11 protein-coding genes are annotated in these 16869 nt (G+C 69.0%); 7 read left to right on the top strand and 4 right to left on the bottom strand.

Annotated elements, in window-relative coordinates; all coding sequences use genetic code 11:
• Positions 1-25: 25 nt before the first annotated feature.
• Positions 26-1363 (bottom strand): MFS transporter, encoded by a 1338-nt coding sequence (locus AC3A57_RS12295; protein ID WP_487579183.1) that lies wholly within the window; start codon positions 1361-1363, stop codon positions 26-28.
• Positions 1364-1679: 316 nt separating this feature from the next.
• Here AC3A57_RS12295 and AC3A57_RS12290 point away from each other — a divergent pair, with 316 nt between their 5' ends.
• The 6 genes from AC3A57_RS12290 (at position 1680) to AC3A57_RS12265 (ending at position 10603) form a co-directional block, all read left to right on the top strand.
• Positions 1680-4037, top strand: coding sequence for a TonB-dependent receptor (locus AC3A57_RS12290; RefSeq protein ID WP_487579182.1), 2358 nt, complete (start codon positions 1680-1682; stop codon positions 4035-4037).
• Between the two features lie 314 nt (positions 4038-4351).
• The gene (prpE, locus tag AC3A57_RS12285) at positions 4352-6247 is read left to right on the top strand and encodes a propionate--CoA ligase (RefSeq protein WP_487579181.1); all 1896 of its coding nucleotides are present in this window, start codon (positions 4352-4354) and stop codon (positions 6245-6247) included.
• A 123-nt stretch (positions 6248-6370) separates the two neighbouring features.
• A complete protein-coding gene (locus AC3A57_RS12280; protein ID WP_487579180.1) occupies positions 6371-7429 on the top strand; it encodes a suppressor of fused domain protein in 1059 nt (352 codons plus the stop codon).
• 89 nt (positions 7430-7518) lie between these two features.
• Positions 7519-8406, top strand: a complete 888-nt coding sequence (gene prpB / locus AC3A57_RS12275; protein WP_487579179.1) for a methylisocitrate lyase — start codon at positions 7519-7521, stop codon at positions 8404-8406.
• A gap of 222 nt (positions 8407-8628) precedes the next feature.
• Entirely contained in the window at positions 8629-9780 is a 1152-nt protein-coding gene (gene prpC, locus AC3A57_RS12270; RefSeq protein ID WP_487579178.1) for a bifunctional 2-methylcitrate synthase/citrate synthase, read from the top strand.
• A 301-nt stretch (positions 9781-10081) separates the two neighbouring features.
• Positions 10082-10603: a hypothetical protein gene (locus AC3A57_RS12265; RefSeq protein ID WP_487579177.1), complete on the top strand. Its 522-nt coding sequence runs from the start codon at positions 10082-10084 to the stop codon at positions 10601-10603.
• Positions 10604-11161: 558 nt separating this feature from the next.
• Here the strand turns inward: AC3A57_RS12265 and AC3A57_RS12260 are convergent.
• From AC3A57_RS12260 to AC3A57_RS12250, 3 genes are all read right to left on the bottom strand, one after another.
• A complete protein-coding gene (locus AC3A57_RS12260) occupies positions 11162-11773 on the bottom strand; it encodes a glutathione S-transferase N-terminal domain-containing protein (protein WP_221671632.1) in 612 nt (203 codons plus the stop codon).
• Positions 11774-11969: 196 nt separating this feature from the next.
• Positions 11970-12428, bottom strand: coding sequence for a cell wall hydrolase (locus tag AC3A57_RS12255; protein WP_221671633.1), 459 nt, complete (start codon positions 12426-12428; stop codon positions 11970-11972).
• Positions 12429-13176: 748 nt separating this feature from the next.
• A complete protein-coding gene (locus AC3A57_RS12250; protein WP_487579176.1) occupies positions 13177-15243 on the bottom strand; it encodes an oxidoreductase in 2067 nt (688 codons plus the stop codon).
• Positions 15244-15423: 180 nt separating this feature from the next.
• Here AC3A57_RS12250 and AC3A57_RS12245 point away from each other — a divergent pair, with 180 nt between their 5' ends.
• The gene (locus AC3A57_RS12245; protein WP_487579175.1) at positions 15424-16866 is read left to right on the top strand and encodes a hypothetical protein; all 1443 of its coding nucleotides are present in this window, start codon (positions 15424-15426) and stop codon (positions 16864-16866) included.
• Positions 16867-16869: the final 3 nt, after the last annotated feature.

The raw sequence follows: 16869 nt of genomic DNA, 5'->3' as shown, positions 1-16869 counted from the left end.
ACGGGCGGCGAGCGGGCGTCGGTGCTCAGTCGCGATCGATGTGCGAGTGCTTGCGGGTGTCGGGCATCAGCACGTAGACCAGCAGCGAGCAGGCGATGCAGGCGCTGACGTACCAGAAGAACCCGGTTTCCAGGCCGATCTTCTTGAACCACAGCGCGACCGGTTCGGCAGTGCCGCCGAACAGGGCCACGGTCAGCGCATAGGGCAGGCCGACGCCGAGGGCGCGGATCTCGACCGGGAACAGTTCGGCCTTCACCACCGCGTTGATCGCGGTGTAGCCGCTGACCGCGCTGAGCAGGATCATGATCAGCCAGAACGCCTGCATCGGCGTCTGCGCGTCCTGGATCAGGTGCATCACCGGCACGGTCAGGGTCGCGCCGAGCACGCCGAAGGCGATCAGGATCGGGCGTCGGCCGATCCGGTCCGACAGCGCGCCGATCAGCGGCTGCATCAGCATGTACACGAACAAGGTCGCGGCGTTGATCAGCGACGCCGTCTCCTTGTCGAAGCCGGTGCTGATGGTGAGGAACTTCAGCATGTAGTTGGTGTAGGTGTAGAACGCCAGCGTGCCGCCCATGGTCAGGCCGACCACGGTCAGCACCGCGCGCGGGTGCCGCATCAGGGTGCGCAAAGAGCCTTCCTTGCGCGCCGGCGCGTCGCTGGCCTTGAGCTTGGTGAAGGACTCGGTTTCCTGCATGTTGCGGCGCAGGTACAGGGCGATGATCGCCGCCATCGCGCCGATCGCGAACGGGATGCGCCAGCCCCAGGACTTGAGCTGCTCCTCGTCGAGAACGAACTGCTGCAGCACGATCAGCACCAGCAGGGCGAGCAACTGGCCCATGATCAAGGTCACGTAGAGGAAGCTCGACCAGAAGCCGCGGTTCTCGCGCGAGGACATCTCGCTGAGGTAGGTGGCCGAGCTGCCGTACTCGCCGCCGACGCTGAGGCCCTGCATCAGCCGCGCCAGCACCAGCAGCACCGGCGCCATCACCCCGATGGTCGAGTAGCCGGGGGTGAAGGTGATGATCAGCGAGCCGGCGCACATCATCAGCACCGACAGCATCAGCGCCGCCTTGCGGCCGCGGCGGTCGGCGTAGCGGCCGAACACCCAGCCGCCGAGCGGGCGCATCAGGAAGCCGACGGCGAAGATCGCCGCGGCGTTCAGCGCCTGCGAGATCTTGTCGCCCTTGGGGAAGAACACGTGGGCGAAGTACAGCGAGAAGGCGCTGTACACGTACCAGTCGTAGTACTCGACCAGGTTGCCGACCGAGCCGGAGAAGATCGACTTCAGCCGTTGTCCGGCGGTCATCGACGAGGCGCGTGGCAGGGTATCGGCGGCGGTGTCGGCGGTGATCGCGCTCAAGGCAGGCGGCTCCAGGTCGGTGCGGACGGTGCCGGGCGGCGCGGGGGGAGGGCGCGCGGCCGCGGCACAACGGCGGCACCTCCTGGCGCCGACGTCGATGGTGGGCCGGGGCCGCGGCAGGGCCAATAGCACCATCGGGTTAGAGCCCCGGCTCAGGTTCGGCGATCCGCCCGTTCATTCGCGCCGCGACCAGCGCCGCGGCGCGATCGCTGAGCGTGCCGGCGCGCACGCTTCGCCATCAGCGCGTCATCAAAGCCCGTCACCCTGCGCGCTTTGCATCGCGGCAATGCCCTTACGCCGCACGGAGACGCACGCAATGACCCGAGTGTTCGCCCCGACGCTGTCGGCCGCCATCTGTCTCGCCCTGGCCACGCTGCCGGCCTACGCCGTGCCGGCGGACGCCGCCGCCGCCGCGGCGGCCGTCGCCAGCGCCGATGCCGGCGACGCCGATGCCACCACCCTGGACGCGGTCTCGGTGATCGGCCTGGGCGAAACCCGCCAGGTGCAGCGGATCAAGCTGGCCGACATCGAGCGCAAAGTGCCGGGCAGCAGCGCGCAGAAGGTGCTGAACAAGCTGCCGGGCATTTCGGTGCAGTCCAACGACGCCTACGGCGCCAACGAGGAATCGCAGACCATCAGCCTGCGCGGTTTCAGCCAGCGCCTGCTCGGCTACACCCTCGACGGCATCCCGCTTGGCGACAACAGCTACGGCAATTACAACGGCCTGGGCATCAGCCGCGCCCTGATCGGCGAAAACCTGGCCGGGGCCGAACTGGCCGCCGGCGTCGGCGCGCTCGGCACCGCCTCGACCAGCAACCTCGGCGGCACCCTGCAGTACTACTCGGCCGATCCGGACAGCGAGTTCGGCCTGCGCCTGGCGCAGACCTTCGGCAGCGACCGCACCCGCCGCAGCTATGCGCGCGTGGACACCGGCGAGCACGGCGGCTTCTCGATGTATCTGTCCGGTTCGCTGCTCAGCGCCGACATGTGGTCGCGCCCGCACGACAATCAGGACCAGAACCAGGTCAACCTCAAGGCCGTCTACCGGTTCGGCGAGGGCAACCGGATCAGCGCCTACTTCGCCAGCGCGCAGACCAGCCAGGCCAATTACGCCTATCTGTCCAAGGCCTTGCTGGCGCGCGGCGCCGACTGGGACTGGAACCTGTACAAGCCGGACTGGAAGCGCGCGCTGGCCGCCGCTTATTGCGCGCCGCGGCCGTGGCCGGCCAACCAGCATCGCGCCGGCGACCCGCGTTGCGCCTTCGTCGCCCCGGCGGCGACCATCGACGACGCCTACTACGCCAGCCGCGCGCTGCGCACCGACCACCTCGGCGCGCTGGCCGGCGAGTTCAACCTCGGCGAAGGCCTGTCGCTCAAGGCCCAGGCCTACTACCACGACGACCGCGGCCAGGGCCATTGGTGGTCGCCGGGCAATTACTCCTACCCGAACACGGCCAAGGCGATCCCGATCTCGATCCGCAGCACCAACTACGGGATCAACCGCTACGGCGCGATGAGCTCGCTGGTCTGGGAGGTCGGCAACCATCGCATCGAAGGCGGGGTGTGGTACGAGAGCAACCACCACGACGTCCAGCGCAACTTCTATTTCATCGACGGCCCGGTCGACGACGACCGTTTCCTCAACGACCCCGATCGCCGCCTGTTCTTCCAGAAGTACCGCATCCACACCCGCCAGGCCTATCTGCAGGACACCATCCGCCTGTTCGACGACCGCCTGACCCTGGATCTGGGCGCCAAGAGCACCCAGGTGACGATGCGCGCGCGCCAGGTCGACCCGCGTGCGATGGAAGTGCCGAACGCGACCGGCCAGTTGGAGACCCAGGATCGGTTCCTGCCTCAGCTCGGGGTCGGCTATCGCCTCGGCGAGAATCGCGGCGAGCTGTTCGCCGCCTACACCGAGAACGTCGCCGCCTTCGTCGGCGGCGGCGCCGGCGGCCCGCTGGCGATCAACCAGGCCGCGTTCGACGCCCAGCGCAGCGACCTCAAGCCGGAGTCGTCCAAGACTTTCGAGGCCGGCTACCGTCGGGTCGGCGAGACCTACCAGGCCTCGCTGAGCGTGTACAAGGTGCGTTTCGACGATCGCCTGTTGTCGCTCAACCCCTGCTCCAGCATCGAGGCCGGCACCCGGCCCGAATGCATCACCAAGTTCTTCAACGTCGGCTCGGTCGACAGCGTCGGCAGCGAACTGGTGTTCATCTGGAAGCCGAGCGATCGGTTCGAGTGGTACAACGCCTTGTCGTGGAACAAGTCGACCTACCAGGACAATTACCTCGACGGCGGCAAGGTGGTGCAGACCCGCGACAAGCGCGTGGTCGACGTGCCGGACAAGATGCTGTCCAGCGAAATCACCTGGCGCCAGGGCCCGTGGCTGGCCAGCCTGAGCGGCAAGTACACCGGCAAGCGCTACTTCACCTACACCAACGACAACGGTTTCGGCGGCGCGACCACCTTCGACGCCAGCCTGCGCTACCGCTTCGACGCGATGGGCCCGCTGCGGCAGTGGTCGATCGCCCTGCACGGCAGCAATCTGACCGACAAGCGCACCGCCAGCAACCTGACCGCGTTCAGCGCTTCCGACCCGCAGGGCAAGACCTACGCCTTCCACGCCAACGCGCCGCGGCAGGTGTTTCTGACCTTGGATGCGCAGTTCTGAGGCCAGGCGGCTCGAGCGGCGACGTGTCGTTGCTGCGCTGCGCAAAGCAAATCCCCCGCGCTCCGCTCGTCGTCCCGGCTCCGGGCCGGCGCCGGGCGCTGGCCCCCTTTTGCAAAGGGGGCTGTTTGTCGCGTCCCGGATTGCGAACGCTGTTCCCCCCTTTGAAAAAGGGGGGGGAGGGGGGATTTGCTTTTGATCTTCGCCTTGTCGCCGCCGCCCCTTACCGCCGCCTAGACCATCGTCGTAACGCAAGCCGCCCGCGCTTGGACTAGCCTGCCCAGCATCCGCCGCTACGCCCCGCGCGAGGTCGATGCATGCGCTACCAGGATTTCCATCGCCGCTCGATCGAGCAGCCCGAGGCCTTCTGGGCCGAGCAAGCGCAGGCGATCCACTGGCACAAGCCGCCGCAGGCCATCCTCGAGTACGACCGGCCGCCGTTCCGGCGCTGGTTCGCCGGCGGCGAAACCAACTTGTGCTACAACGCCCTCGACCGCCATCTCGAGCAACGCGGCGACCAGCTCGCCCTGGTCGCGATCTCCAGCGAAACCGGACAGACCCGCGAGCTGAGCTACCGCGAGCTGCACGCCGAGGTGAACGCCTTCGCCGCGGTGTTGCAGTCGCTCGACGTCGGCCGCGGCGACCGGGTGGTGATCTACATGCCGAACATGGCCGAGGCGGTGTTCGCCATGCTCGCCTGCGCGCGCATCGGCGCGGTGCACTCGGTGGTGTTCGGCGGCTTCGCCGCGCACAACCTGGCCCTGCGCATCGACGACGCCGCGCCCAAGCTGCTGATCTGCGCCGACGCCGGCATGCGCGGCGGCAAGGTCATCCCCTACAAGCCGCTGGTCGATGCGGCCTGCGAGGAAGCGCGGCAACCGCCGCCGCACGTGCTGGTGGTGAGCCGCGGCCTGGACCCGGAACATCGCATCCTGGCCGGGCGCGACCTCGACTACGCGAGCCTGCGCGCGCGGCACGAAGGCGCCCAAGTCGAGGTGCAATGGCTGGAATCCAACGAACCCAGCTACCTGCTCTACACCTCCGGCACCACCGGCAAGCCCAAGGGCGTGCAGCGCGACGTCGGCGGCTATGCGGTGGCGCTGGCGCTGTCGATGTGGTCTATCTACGACATCCGCGCCGGCCAGGTCATGTTCTCGACCTCCGACGTCGGCTGGGCGGTGGGCCATTCCTACAATGTCTACGGCCCGCTGATCGCCGGCGCGACCTCGGTGCTGTACGAAGGCTTGCCGACGAATCCCGACCCGGGCATCTGGTGGCGGATCTGCGAACGCTACGGCGTGCGCACCATGTTCTCCTCGCCGACCGGCATCCGCGTGCTCAAGAAGCAGGACCCGGCCTGGCTGAAGAAGCACGACCTGTCGGCGCTGCAATGGCTGTTCCTGGCCGGCGAACCGCTGGACGAGCCGACCGCGCACTGGATCACCGACGGCATCGGCAAGACCATCATCGACAACTACTGGCAGACCGAAACCGGCTGGCCGGTGCTGTCGCTGATGCCGGGGCTGGACCTGCAGCCGGTCAAGTTCGGCTCGCCCGGCCTGCCGACGCCGGGCTATCGCCTGCGGGTGATCGACGAGGCCACCGGCCGCGACGTCGGCCCGCACGAGAAAGGCGTGCTGGTGATCGTGCCGCCGTTGCCGCCGGGTTGCATGACCACGGTCTGGAACGACGACGCGCGTTTCCTGTCGAGCTACTTCGGCCACTTCAAGGAACTGCTGTACAGCTCGCTGGACTGGGCGGTGCGCGACGAGGACGGCTACACCTTCATCCTCGGCCGCACCGACGACGTGATCAACGTCGCCGGCCACCGCCTGGGCACGCGCGAGATCGAGGAATCGGTGGCCAGCCACGCCAGCGTCGCCGAGGCGGCGGTGATCGGCGTGCACGACGAGCTCAAGGGCCAGGTGCCGGTGGTGTTCGCCACCCTCAAGGGCGGCAGCGGCGAGGATGCGGGCCTGGCGGCGGCCGGCATGCAGCGCTGCGTGGTCGAACAGCTCGGCGCGGTGGCGCGGCCGGCGCGGGTGTACGTGGTCGCGGCCCTGCCCAAGACCCGCTCCGGCAAGCTGCTGCGGCGTTCGATCCAGGCCCTGGCCGAACACCGCGACCCCGGCGATCTGTCGACTCTGGACGATCCCGGCGCGCTGGAGGAAGTGCGGCGCGCGCTGGAGCGCGGCGCCGACGCCGGCGGCTGACCGTCCGCGCGTCGCCACGGTTCGCGCGGGTTCAGTCCCTTGACGGATTTTTCGCCGCCGGCGCGCTAGCATCGTGAATACGCGGGACCGTCCGCGGCCGATGCGAGCGAGGCATAACGCGCAATGACGGCAGAACAGGACAGCGCGCCGGGGTGGGACGCGATCGACCAGGCTCTGGCCCGGCTGTACACGCGCCAGCAACCGCTGCATTACGGCAGTCCGGTCGGCCCCGAACTCGGCGGCGAGCCCTTGCGCGGCATCAGCGCCTACAAGCGCATCACCCCGGTGCCGCACTGGCATCTGGTCAGTTACGGTTTCAGCGAGCTCTACGACAAGACCTCCGAAGACCCGGCGCTCAGCGGGTTCGGCTTCGAACTGACCTTCCGCGTCGCCGACCCCGAGGACAGCGAGCAGCCGCCGGCCTGGGCGCTGAACTTCCTGCAGAACCTGGCCCGCTACGTGTTCCAGAGCGGGCACGGTTTCCACGCCGGCCATTACCTGCATGCCAACGGTCCGATCGCCGCCGACACCGCCACCCATCTGCAGGCGGTGGCGTTCGCCCACGACCCGGAGCTGCCGCCGATCGACACGCCCAACGGCCGGCTCGAATTCCTGCAGGTGATCGGCCTGACCAGCGAGGAGGAGTTCGCGCTCAAGCGCTGGTCGACGCTGAAGGTGCTGGACGTGTTCCAGGACTACCTGCCGCTGTGGGTGACCGACCTGGAGCGCGAGTCGCTGCTGGCCGATTCCGACATCGCCGCGCGCCTGGCCGCCGGTTCCGCCCACGAGGGCTCGAGCTCGGCGATGGTCTACACCGACCAGCTCGAATGGAGCCAGCGCAAGCGCCTGCTGCGCCAGCCGGCGACGCGGATCGTCATCGGCGCGCGCCAGGTCGGCGAACTGCTGGCCCTGCTGCCGCTGCGCTTGCCGTTCGGCAAGCCGTTCAGCCTGGTCGGGCCGCAGGCGCGGATCGTGTTCGAGGCCGCGCCGCGCAACGGCGTCCAGGTCGTCGAGGGCGCGCTGCACCTGCGCCTGAACGAGGCTGCTTTGCGCAATCTGGTCGCCTGCCTGCGCGCCCAGGAGGGCGAGTACCGGGTCGAGGAGGTGGAATTCCTCGAGATCCAGGTGCAGCGCAGCCAGATCCGCGACCGCGACGGCAACGTGGTGCAGACCATCGGCTAGCCGGGGCCGGCGCCCGGGGCGGGAGTGCCCGGCCGGCGCGACGGGGTAAAATGCCGGATCGCCCCGAACGGGCCCGCCGGAGTTTGCCGATGTCGTTCACCTCCGCAGGCGCGAAGTTCCGCGCCGCGCTCGCCGCCGAATCGCCGCTGCAGGTGATCGGGGCGATCAACGCCAACCACGCCCTGCTGGCGCAGCGCGCCGGCTACCGCGCGATCTACCTGTCCGGCGGCGGCGTCGCCGCCGGCTCGCTGGGCCTGCCGGACCTGGGCATCAACACGCTCGAGGACGTGCTGATCGACGTGCGCCGCATCACCGACGTCTGCGACCTGCCGCTGCTGGTCGACATCGACACCGGTTTCGGCCCCAGCGCGTTCAACATCGAGCGCACGGTCAAGTCGCTGATCAAGGCCGGCGCGGCCGCCTGCCACATCGAGGACCAGGTCGGCGCCAAGCGCTGCGGCCATCGTCCGGGCAAGGAAATCGTGACTGCCGGCGAGATGGCCGACCGGGTCAAGGCCGCGGCCGACGCCAAGACCGACCCGGACTTCTTCCTGATCGCGCGCACCGACGCCATCGCCGTCGACGGCGTCGACGCGGCGATCGAGCGCGCCATCGCCTGCGTCGAGGCCGGCGCCGACGGCATCTTCGCCGAGGCCGCCTACGACCTGGCGACCTACCGCCGCTTCGTCGACGCGGTCAAGGTGCCGGTGCTGGCCAACATCACCGAGTTCGGCCAGACCCCGCTGTTCTCGCGCGACGAACTGGCTTCGGCCGGGGTCGCGATCCAGCTGTTCCCGCTGTCGGCGTTCCGGGCCATGAACAAGGCGGCCGAGAACGTGTACGAGTCGATCCGCCGCGACGGCCACCAGAAGAACGTGGTCGACAGCATGCAGACCCGCGCCGAGCTGTACGACCGGATCGGCTACCACGCCTTCGAGAACAAGCTCGACGCGCTGTTCGCCAGGAAGGGCGGTTGAGATTTTTTTCTCCCGCTCGCGGGAGGAGTCCGTTTTTTCCTTCTCCCGCACTGCGGGAGAAGGTGGCCCGAAAAGCCTGCCCCTGCGCAGGCAGGGGCCGGATGAGGGCGAGCGAAACTTCCAGCCAGCGACCAAGCCGCAAGTCGCGCGCCCTCACCCTTGCCCTTTCCCACGCATGGGAGAGGGAATAAGGAAAAGACCACTTTTTATTGAGGAAGGACCATGAGCGAACCGCAATCGACCCTGCCCAAGCCCAAGAAATCGGTGGCCCTCAGCGGCACCGCCGCCGGCAACACCGCGCTGTGCACCGTCGGCCGCAGCGGCAACGACCTGCACTACCGCGGCTACGACATCCACGACCTGGCGACCCAGTCGACCTTCGAGGAAGTCGCCCACCTGCTGGTCCACGGCGCGCTGCCGACCGTCTCGCAGCTGAAAGCCTACAAGACCAAGCTCAAGCGCCTGCGCGGGCTGCCGGCGATCGTCACCGACGCGCTGGAGCTGGTGCCGGCCAACGCCCACCCGATGGACGTGCTGCGCACCGGCTGCTCGGTGCTGGGCACCGTGCTGCCCGAGCGCGAAGGCCACGTCGCTTCGGAAGCGCGCGACATCGCCGATCGCCTGATCGCCAGCTTCGGTTCGATGCTGCTGTACTGGTGGCACTTCACCCGCAACGGCCGCCGCATCGATTGCGAGACCGACGACGACTCGGTCGCCGCGCACTTCCTGCACTTGCTGCACGGCGAGCCGCCGAGCGCGCTGCACGCCGACTCGCTGGACAAGTCGCTGATCCTGTACGCCGAGCACGAGTTCAACGCCTCGACCTTCACCGCCCGGGTGATCGCCGGCACCGGTTCGGACATCCACTCCTGCATCACCGGCGCGATCGGCGCGCTGCGCGGCCCCAAGCACGGCGGCGCCAACGAAGTGGCGATGGACATCATCTCCCGCTATGGCAGCGCCGACGAGGCCGAGGCCGACATCCGCGCCCGGGTCGAACGCAAGGAAATCGTGATCGGCTTCGGCCACCCGGTCTATACGGTCGGCGACCCGCGCAACCCGATCATCAAGGAGATCTCGCGCAAGCTGTGCAAGGACGGCGGCAACCAGACCCTGTTCGACGTCAGCGAGCGCATCGAGACGCTGATGTGGGACAGCAAGAAGATGTTCCCGAACCTCGACTGGTACTCGGCGTCCGCCTACCACATGATGGGCATTCCGACGCCGATGTTCACCCCGCTGTTCGTGATCGCGCGCACCACCGGCTGGAGCGCGCACGTGATCGAGCAGCGCGAGGACGGCAAGATCATCCGCCCGAGCGCCAACTACACCGGCCCGGAAGATCGCGCCTACGTGTCGATCGAGCGGCGCTGAGGGTTCTGCGCCGCCCGGTCCGCCGGAGCGAAAACGCAGGACGGCAACGCGAAAGGCCAGGCGATCCGCCTGGCCTTTCGCTTTTGGTCGCGACTTGCGCGCAGCCGCGCAGCGTAGCGGCTGCGGCATACGACTAACGTCGAATCCGACACAGAATCCGCATCTGGCGGCGTGGCATAGTCCCTCGCCAGCCGGTACGCCGTACGGCGGTCCGCCGCGCCCAGCGCATGGCGCGACCGCGTGCGGCCTCCGCACACGCCGCATCGGGGGTTGCGGCAGGGGAAGACTCAGAGGAAACACCATGCGCGAGAGCGATGTGCCGGTCAAAACCCATGCCGGCCGCGACGAAATCCAGAACCGCACGCGCAAGCTCGCGCCGGTGTTGCGTTCGATTCTGCTGATCGTCGACGGCGATCGCAGCGCGCGCCATTTGCGCGACCTGATCGCCAGCCTGCACGGCCCGCAGGACGCCCTGGAGCAACTCGAGGCGATGGGCCTGATCGCCTCCTCGGCGGCGGTGGCGGCGACCCAGTTCGCGCATGCGCCGACCCCGGGCGCGGCGTTCGCCGCGGCGGTGCCGATGCCGGCGCCGTTGTCGATGGCCGATGCGGCGCAGCGTTACCAGACCCTGTACGGGCTGATGACCGAAGCGGTGCGCGAGCACTTGGGCCTGCGCGGTTATTTCCTGCAACTCAAGATCGAGCGTTGCGGCAACAGCGACGAGCTGGCCGAACTGCTGCCCGATCTGAGCGCGGCGCTGGCCAAGGTGCGCAGGGACGATATCGCCGCGCAAATCGAGGCGCGCTTCGCTACCGGGGTGTGAGCGCGCGATTCCGCAATCGCGCTGCGATATCGCGTCGCCGTCCGAAACCTGATCTCGGTGGATATGCCGCAACCCGTCTGTACGGGCTTCGGGTGATCGCGCTTGCGTACGTCGCTGCGGTTGTCGCGGCTCACGCCGCTCCTACAAGTAGCGATGGCTCGTGTAAGAGCGGCGTGAGCCGCGGCCAACCGAAGACGCGGCATGCCACGTCGCTTTGCGAAACCGAGACGCCGCCTGGAACGAACCCTCCGGTCAACCGGGTTTGGCGAACGCGCTCGCGTACGTCGCTGCGGTTGTCGCGGCTCACGCCGCTCCTACAAGCAGCGATGGCTCGCGTAGGAGCGGCGTGAGCCGCGACCAACCGAAGACGCGGCATGCCACGTCGCTTTGCGAAGCCGAGACGCCGCCCGGAACGAACCCCTCCGGTCAACCGGGTTTGGCGAACGCGCTCGCGTACGTCGCTTCGGCTGTCGCGGCTTACGCCGCTCCTGCAGCAAGGGGGGGGCGGCGCTCCCCGGGGCGCTGCGTGCGGCCCTGGAGCCGCACCGCGTGTGCTTCTTACAGCAGCCCTTCGGCCTTCAGCGCGGCCTGCACGCCGGCATCGGCTTCCATGCGGCGCTTGAACGCGGCCAGGTGCTCGTAGCCGGACAGGTCGACCTTGACCGAGTCGGCCCAGCGCAGGGTGATGTACAGATAGGGATCGGCGTAGCTGCGGAAACCGGCCAGCCATTCGCGGTCGGCCAGGCGCCGGTCGGCGCTGGCGTACATCGCGCGCAGGCGTTCGCGCGCGTGCTGGCGCAGCGTGTCGGCCTGGGCCGGATCGGGGTGGAACTTGCCCGGCGCGAAGATCGGCAGGTAGGCCGGATGGACGTCGGAGTTCACGTACGCCAGCCAGCGCGCGGCCTCGGCGTGCTGCTGCGCGCTGCCGTCGCCGGTCAGGCGCGCCTGCGGGAACGAGTCGGCGATGTAGCCCATGATCGCCGAGTTCTGGGTCAGCACGAACTCGCCGTCCACCACGGCGGGCACGGCGCCGGCCGGATTGATCGCGAGGAAGGCGGGCGCCTTCATCGTGTCCTTGTCGAGCACCTCGACCTCGAACGCGCCGCCGGTCCACTGCAGGGCGATGTGGTCGGCGGTCGAACACGCGCCGGGCTTGGTATAGAGCTTCATGCGGGCCTCTCCGTAATGGCGATAAACAAAAAAACAGGCCGGCGACTATCACCGACCTGTTTCGCATCCTCAAGGAGGGTGCTGCAACGGAGTGTATTGTTTTGGGACTCGGGACTCGGGACTCGGGACTCGCAAAGCAGAAGCGGCGCAGCTCCAAGCTTTTCCGAGTCCCGAGCCCCGAGTCCCGAGCCCCGGCTCAGCCGCGCCGCGACTTGAGCTTCTGCACCTTGTAGAAGGTGTGATCGCCGATGACCGCGACCTGGTAGGCGTTGCGCCAGGACGGGCTGGCGATGGCGTGGGCGGCGAAGTGGCTGGCGCCGGGCACGATTTCCTTGCGCTGGCCGTTCGGCAGGGCCCAGTTGCGCTCGGCCGCCAGGGCGACGTTGACCGACTCGGTCCAGGCCTCGCTATTGCTCAGGCGGGTGCCCGGGGAGACCAGGGTCGGGGCGAACTGCTTGTTGGCGGTGACCACGTCGCAGACCGTATCGCCCCACAGGCCGCTGTCGCGGCGGCGCAGGGCGACCTCGGCGACGGCCTGTTGGCCGCGCAGGGACTGGTCGCGGGCTTCCAGGTACACGGTGGTGCTCAAACACAGCGAATCGGCGGTTTGTGGCGGCAGTACCGAGGCCAACCACAGGATCCAGGCCAGTTTCATCAGATGACTCCTTGCTCCGTTGCGCTGGCCGCACCGGGGGTTCCACCGCCCGCGGGGGCGAGGGGAACCGCGATTGGGCCAACATGGCGTACTGGGGAGGGCAGCGGCTCTAGCGGCGCGCTTTTGCCCCGTCACCGGGATCCGGGCCAACAGGGCCTCGGGTCGGTGGTGGGTGCCGCTTCTGCAGGGGCGGCGGAAAAGTCGGCGAACGGTAGCGACGCCTAACCAAACAAAACCTGAACGTCGAAAACCCAAGTTCCTATTTTGGTTGGAGTTTTTATTCTGAACAGGCGGCAGGTCCTTGGTTTTACAGGGCTTTGTGCCGGCACGAAGCGTGCCCAGTCCGTCTCACGGACTTCTGATCTCAAACCGTATGGTTTGCCTGAATGCGCGTTTCGGCGTCTCCAGCCGGTCGTGGACTCCAAAGCGACTGGGATTGGCGCCCGTCCGAGTCAAAAATCCGACATCAACCCCCGCCCGGGGCAGGAGCGGCGCAAGCCTCGACCGCGCCCCCGCGCCCCCGCGCCTGCCGACGCCAGCCCCGACCGCCTCGACACCCGGCAACGATCGGACGAGCAGACAAAGCGCTCCGCCTGCGACCCGAGTCCGCGCGCCAGATACGCAAGCCGACTCGAGCCGCGTCGCGTCCGTCGCTCACGCGCGCACACATATATATGTATGCGCGATGTTCGCGAGCGCGCAGCGACGCGCTCGTTCGCGCCGCGAAAGCTGCGGAAAAACCCGGGTTTTACAGGCGCGCCGCCAAGCGGCTGCCTTGGGCGATCGCGCGCTTGGCGTCGAGTTCGGCGGCGACGTCGGCGCCGCCGATCACGTGCACCGGCCGGCCGCTGCCGGCCAGCTCGGCGGCGAGCGGCTTGAACGGCTCCTGGCCGGCGCAGATCACCACCTGGTCGACCGGCAGCACCTGCTGGCTGCCGTCGACGCTGACATGGAAACCCTCGTCGTCGACGCCGAGGTATTCGACCCCGCCGATCATCCGCACCTGTTTCGCCTTCAGCGTGGCGCGGTGGATCCAGCCGGTGGTCTTGCCGAGCTTCGCGCCCGGCTTGCCGGCGCTGCGCTGCAGCAGCCAGACCTCGCGCGCCGGCGGTTCCGGCCGCGGCTCGACCAGTCCGCCGCGGTTGTCGGCGTAGTCCAGGTCCACGCCCCATTCGGCGCGCCAGCGGGCCGGGTCCAGGCTGACCGAATGGCCTTCGTGGACCAGGTACTCGGCGACATCGAAGCCGATCCCGCCGGCGCCGACGATGGCCACGCGCCGGCCCGGCACGACCCGGCCCTTGAGCACGTCCAGGTAGCTGACCACCTTGGCGTGGTCCGAGCCCGGGAAGGCGACCTCGCGCGGGACGATGCCGGTGGCCAGGACGATCTCGTCGTAGTCCTGCAGGCTCTGCGCATCGGCCACCGTGCCCAGGCGCAGCTCGACCCCGGTCTGCTCGATGCGGCGGCCGAAGTAGCGCAGGGTTTCGTGGAACTCCTCCTTGCCTGGGACCTTCTTGGCCAGGTTGAACTGGCCGCCGATCTCGGCCGCCGCGTCGAACAGGGTCACCCGGTGGCCGCGCTCGGCGGCGACGGTGGCGCAGGCCAGGCCGGCGGGACCGGCGCCGACCACGGCGACGCGTTTGGGCGCCGCGGCCGGCAGGTAGTTCAGTTCGGTCTCGGCGCAGGCGCGCGGGTTGACCAGGCAGCTGGCGTGCTTGTTCTCGAACACGTGGTCCAGGCAGGCCTGGTTGCAGCCGATGCAGGTGTTGATGTCGGCGGCGCGGCGGTCGCGCGCCTTGGCCACCCAGGCCGGGTCGGCCAGCAGCGGCCGCGCCATCGACACCATGTCGGCGTCGCCGTCGGCGAGGATGCGTTCGGCGACGTCGGGCATGTTGATCCGGTTGGTGGTGACCAGCGGGATCCGCACCTCCGGCTTGAGCCGGGCGGTGATGCCGGTGAAGGCGCCGCGCGGCACCGAGGTGGCGATGGTCGGCACCCGCGCCTCGTGCCAGCCGATGCCGGTGTTGATCAGGGTCGCGCCGGCGGCCTCGACCGCCCGCGCCTGCGCGACCACGTCGCTCCAGGTCGAGCCTTCGTCGACCAGGTCGATCATCGACAGCCGGTAGACGATGATGAAGTCCGGGCCGCAGGCCTCGCGGATGCGGCGGACGATTTCCACGCAGAAGCGCATCCGCTTGGCGGCGTCGCCGCCCCAGGCGTCGCTGCGCTGGTTGGTGCGCGGCACGGTGAACTGGTTGAGCAGATAGCCTTCCGAGCCCATCACCTCGACCCCGTCGTAGCCGGCCTCGCGCGCCAGCCGGGCGGCGTTGACGAAGGCCTTGATCTGGCGTTCGACCGCGCCGGCCGACAGCGCACGCGGAGTGAACGGGTTGATCGGCGCCTTGAGCTTGCTCGGCGCGACCTGCAGCGGGTGATAGCCGTAGCGGCCGGCGTGCAGGATCTGCATGCAGATGCGGCCGCCGTGCTCGTGCACGGCGCGGGTGACCTGGCGGTGCTTGCCGACTTCCCAGGGCCAGCTGAGCTTGCCGCCGAACGGTTTGAGCCAGCCGACCAGATTGGGGGCGAAGCCGCCGGTGACGATCAGGCCGACCCCGCCGGCGGCGCGCTCGGCGAAATACGCCGCCAGCTTGGGGAAGTCGGCCGCCTTGTCCTCCAGGCCGGTGTGCATCGACCCCATCAGCACCCGGTTGGGCAGGGTGCAGAAACCCAGGTCCAGCGGCGCGAACAGGTGCGGATACAGCGGGTGCGGGGCGGCGTCGGAGACGAGCGGGGCGGAGAGGGCGGCCGAGGACATGCTGGCTGGATACGCTGGCGTATGGAATATGCACGATGCCGGGAAAAGCGCCGTAATTCAAGCGCCGGCACGCTCCGCGTCGAGGCCGCGCGAGGACAGGCACCGAACGCCGCCGATTGCAACGGTTGTCACGGCCGGACCCATCGCCGAACATGCCCGACCCCTAGTCGTCCGGATTCCATGGACCCCGCCTTCGATCCCAGCCTTCAGGACTATCTGCGCGCCGACATGTCGGCGGCCGATCTGCCGGACCTGCAGCCCCTGCTGGGCGCGCGCGAGCTGCTGCGCGCGTTCTCGACCCTGTTCCACGGCGGCGAAGAGTCGGTGATGGTGCGCCTGCTGGTGCTGCGGGCGATCGGCGAGCGCGGGCAGGCCCCGGACTGGAGCCCGCAGGAGCTGCGCGAGCATTTCGCCTACCTGGAGCCGATCAAGTTCGACACCGTGCTCGGCCGCCTGCGCGAAAACGGGCTGCTGCTGTGGGACGGCGAAACCCAGCGCTACCGGATCAGCCCGGTCGGGCGCCAGGCCCTGGCCTCGATCGGCTTGCTGCTGCAGTTCAACCGCGAAGGCGACGAACTGGCCTACGTCACCGCCCAGATCGCCGCCGGCCAGGCGGTGGGCCGGGTCAGCGCCGACGACCTGCAACACCTGCTGTCTCGCCTGAACGAGTTGCGCGAGGACTTCGATCAGGCCGTGCTCAGCGGCTCGGAACACCGCATCCTGCGCGCCGCCGGCACCTTGCAGCAGGCCTGGCGCTGGATCGAGAAGGGCACCGAGATCGTCGAGGACATCGCCGCCGACCAGGACCTGGACAGCGTGACCCACCGCGTCGCCCAGCAGATCGGCCGCGCCCAGAGCGCGATGCTGCGCCAGGCTTCGGTGTTCCAGCGCGCGTTGAGCCAGCTCGACCGGCATCGTGTGCACCTCGGCGCCAGCGGCCTGTCGTCCTCGGACGTCAACCGCTTCCTGCGCGAGCTCGACATCGATGCGCTCGCCGCGTTGTCCGAGGACGTGCTCGCGCGCACCGCGATCCCGGCCTTCGTGCTGGCGCCGATCGCGCTGGACGTGGCCGAGTACGAACTGGTCGAACGCGAGCGCGAGGCGCGCGAGGACCAGTCGCTGCCGCCGGCGCAGGCCGCGCCCAACGCCGACGGTTCGCCCGCTGCGGCCACCGATTTCCAGTACGCCGAGCGCTGGCTGGACGAACTGGCCGGCTTGGCCGTCGACGCGGCCGGCCTGTGCGAACTGGTGCCGCAGGACAGCTTCTCGATCAGCGCTTATCGCCTGTCGCTGTTGGGCCTGATCGGCGACCCGGGCGCGGAGAACCGCGAAGGCGTCAGCGCGCAGATGGCGCGCCTGCCGCTGGCGTGGAAGATCGACACCGAATTCGAAACCGTCGGCCGCGCCGGCGTCGCCTACATGAGCCGCGGCCGCCTGGAAACCCTTAGCGAAGAACAACTGCGTCAACAGCGCAGCGCGCGCCGGCGCGCGCCCAAGCCCGACGAGGGCGAGGGCGAGCCCGCTGCGCCCCAACGCGCCCAGCCCAGACCCAAGAACAAGACCGCCTCCGCGGACGCGCCGGCCAAGCCGCGCCGCGCCAAGCCGGCCAAGGACACCGCTTAAACG

The organism is Lysobacter sp. Soil_C_15 (assembly GCF_057657315.1).
The sequence above is the reverse complement of the archived record's forward strand: the minus strand, read 5'-3'. Positions and strand labels throughout refer to the sequence as shown.

What these genes read in the sequence shown, in the direction of transcription:
- AC3A57_RS12290 (WP_487579182.1), top strand. Translation starts at nt 1,680, where the DNA reads ATGACCCGAGTGTTCGCCCCGACGCTGTCGGCCGCCATCTGTCTCGCC.
- prpE (WP_487579181.1), top strand. Translation starts at nt 4,352, where the DNA reads ATGCGCTACCAGGATTTCCATCGCCGCTCGATCGAGCAGCCCGAGGCC.
- AC3A57_RS12280 (WP_487579180.1), top strand. Translation starts at nt 6,371, where the DNA reads ATGACGGCAGAACAGGACAGCGCGCCGGGGTGGGACGCGATCGACCAG.
- prpB (WP_487579179.1), top strand. Translation starts at nt 7,519, where the DNA reads ATGTCGTTCACCTCCGCAGGCGCGAAGTTCCGCGCCGCGCTCGCCGCC.
- prpC (WP_487579178.1), top strand. Translation starts at nt 8,629, where the DNA reads ATGAGCGAACCGCAATCGACCCTGCCCAAGCCCAAGAAATCGGTGGCC.
- AC3A57_RS12265 (WP_487579177.1), top strand. Translation starts at nt 10,082, where the DNA reads ATGCGCGAGAGCGATGTGCCGGTCAAAACCCATGCCGGCCGCGACGAA.
- AC3A57_RS12260 (WP_221671632.1), bottom strand. Translation starts at nt 11,773, where the DNA reads ATGAAGCTCTATACCAAGCCCGGCGCGTGTTCGACCGCCGACCACATC.
- AC3A57_RS12255 (WP_221671633.1), bottom strand. Translation starts at nt 12,428, where the DNA reads ATGAAACTGGCCTGGATCCTGTGGTTGGCCTCGGTACTGCCGCCACAA.
- AC3A57_RS12250 (WP_487579176.1), bottom strand. Translation starts at nt 15,243, where the DNA reads ATGTCCTCGGCCGCCCTCTCCGCCCCGCTCGTCTCCGACGCCGCCCCG.
- AC3A57_RS12245 (WP_487579175.1), top strand. Translation starts at nt 15,424, where the DNA reads ATGGACCCCGCCTTCGATCCCAGCCTTCAGGACTATCTGCGCGCCGAC.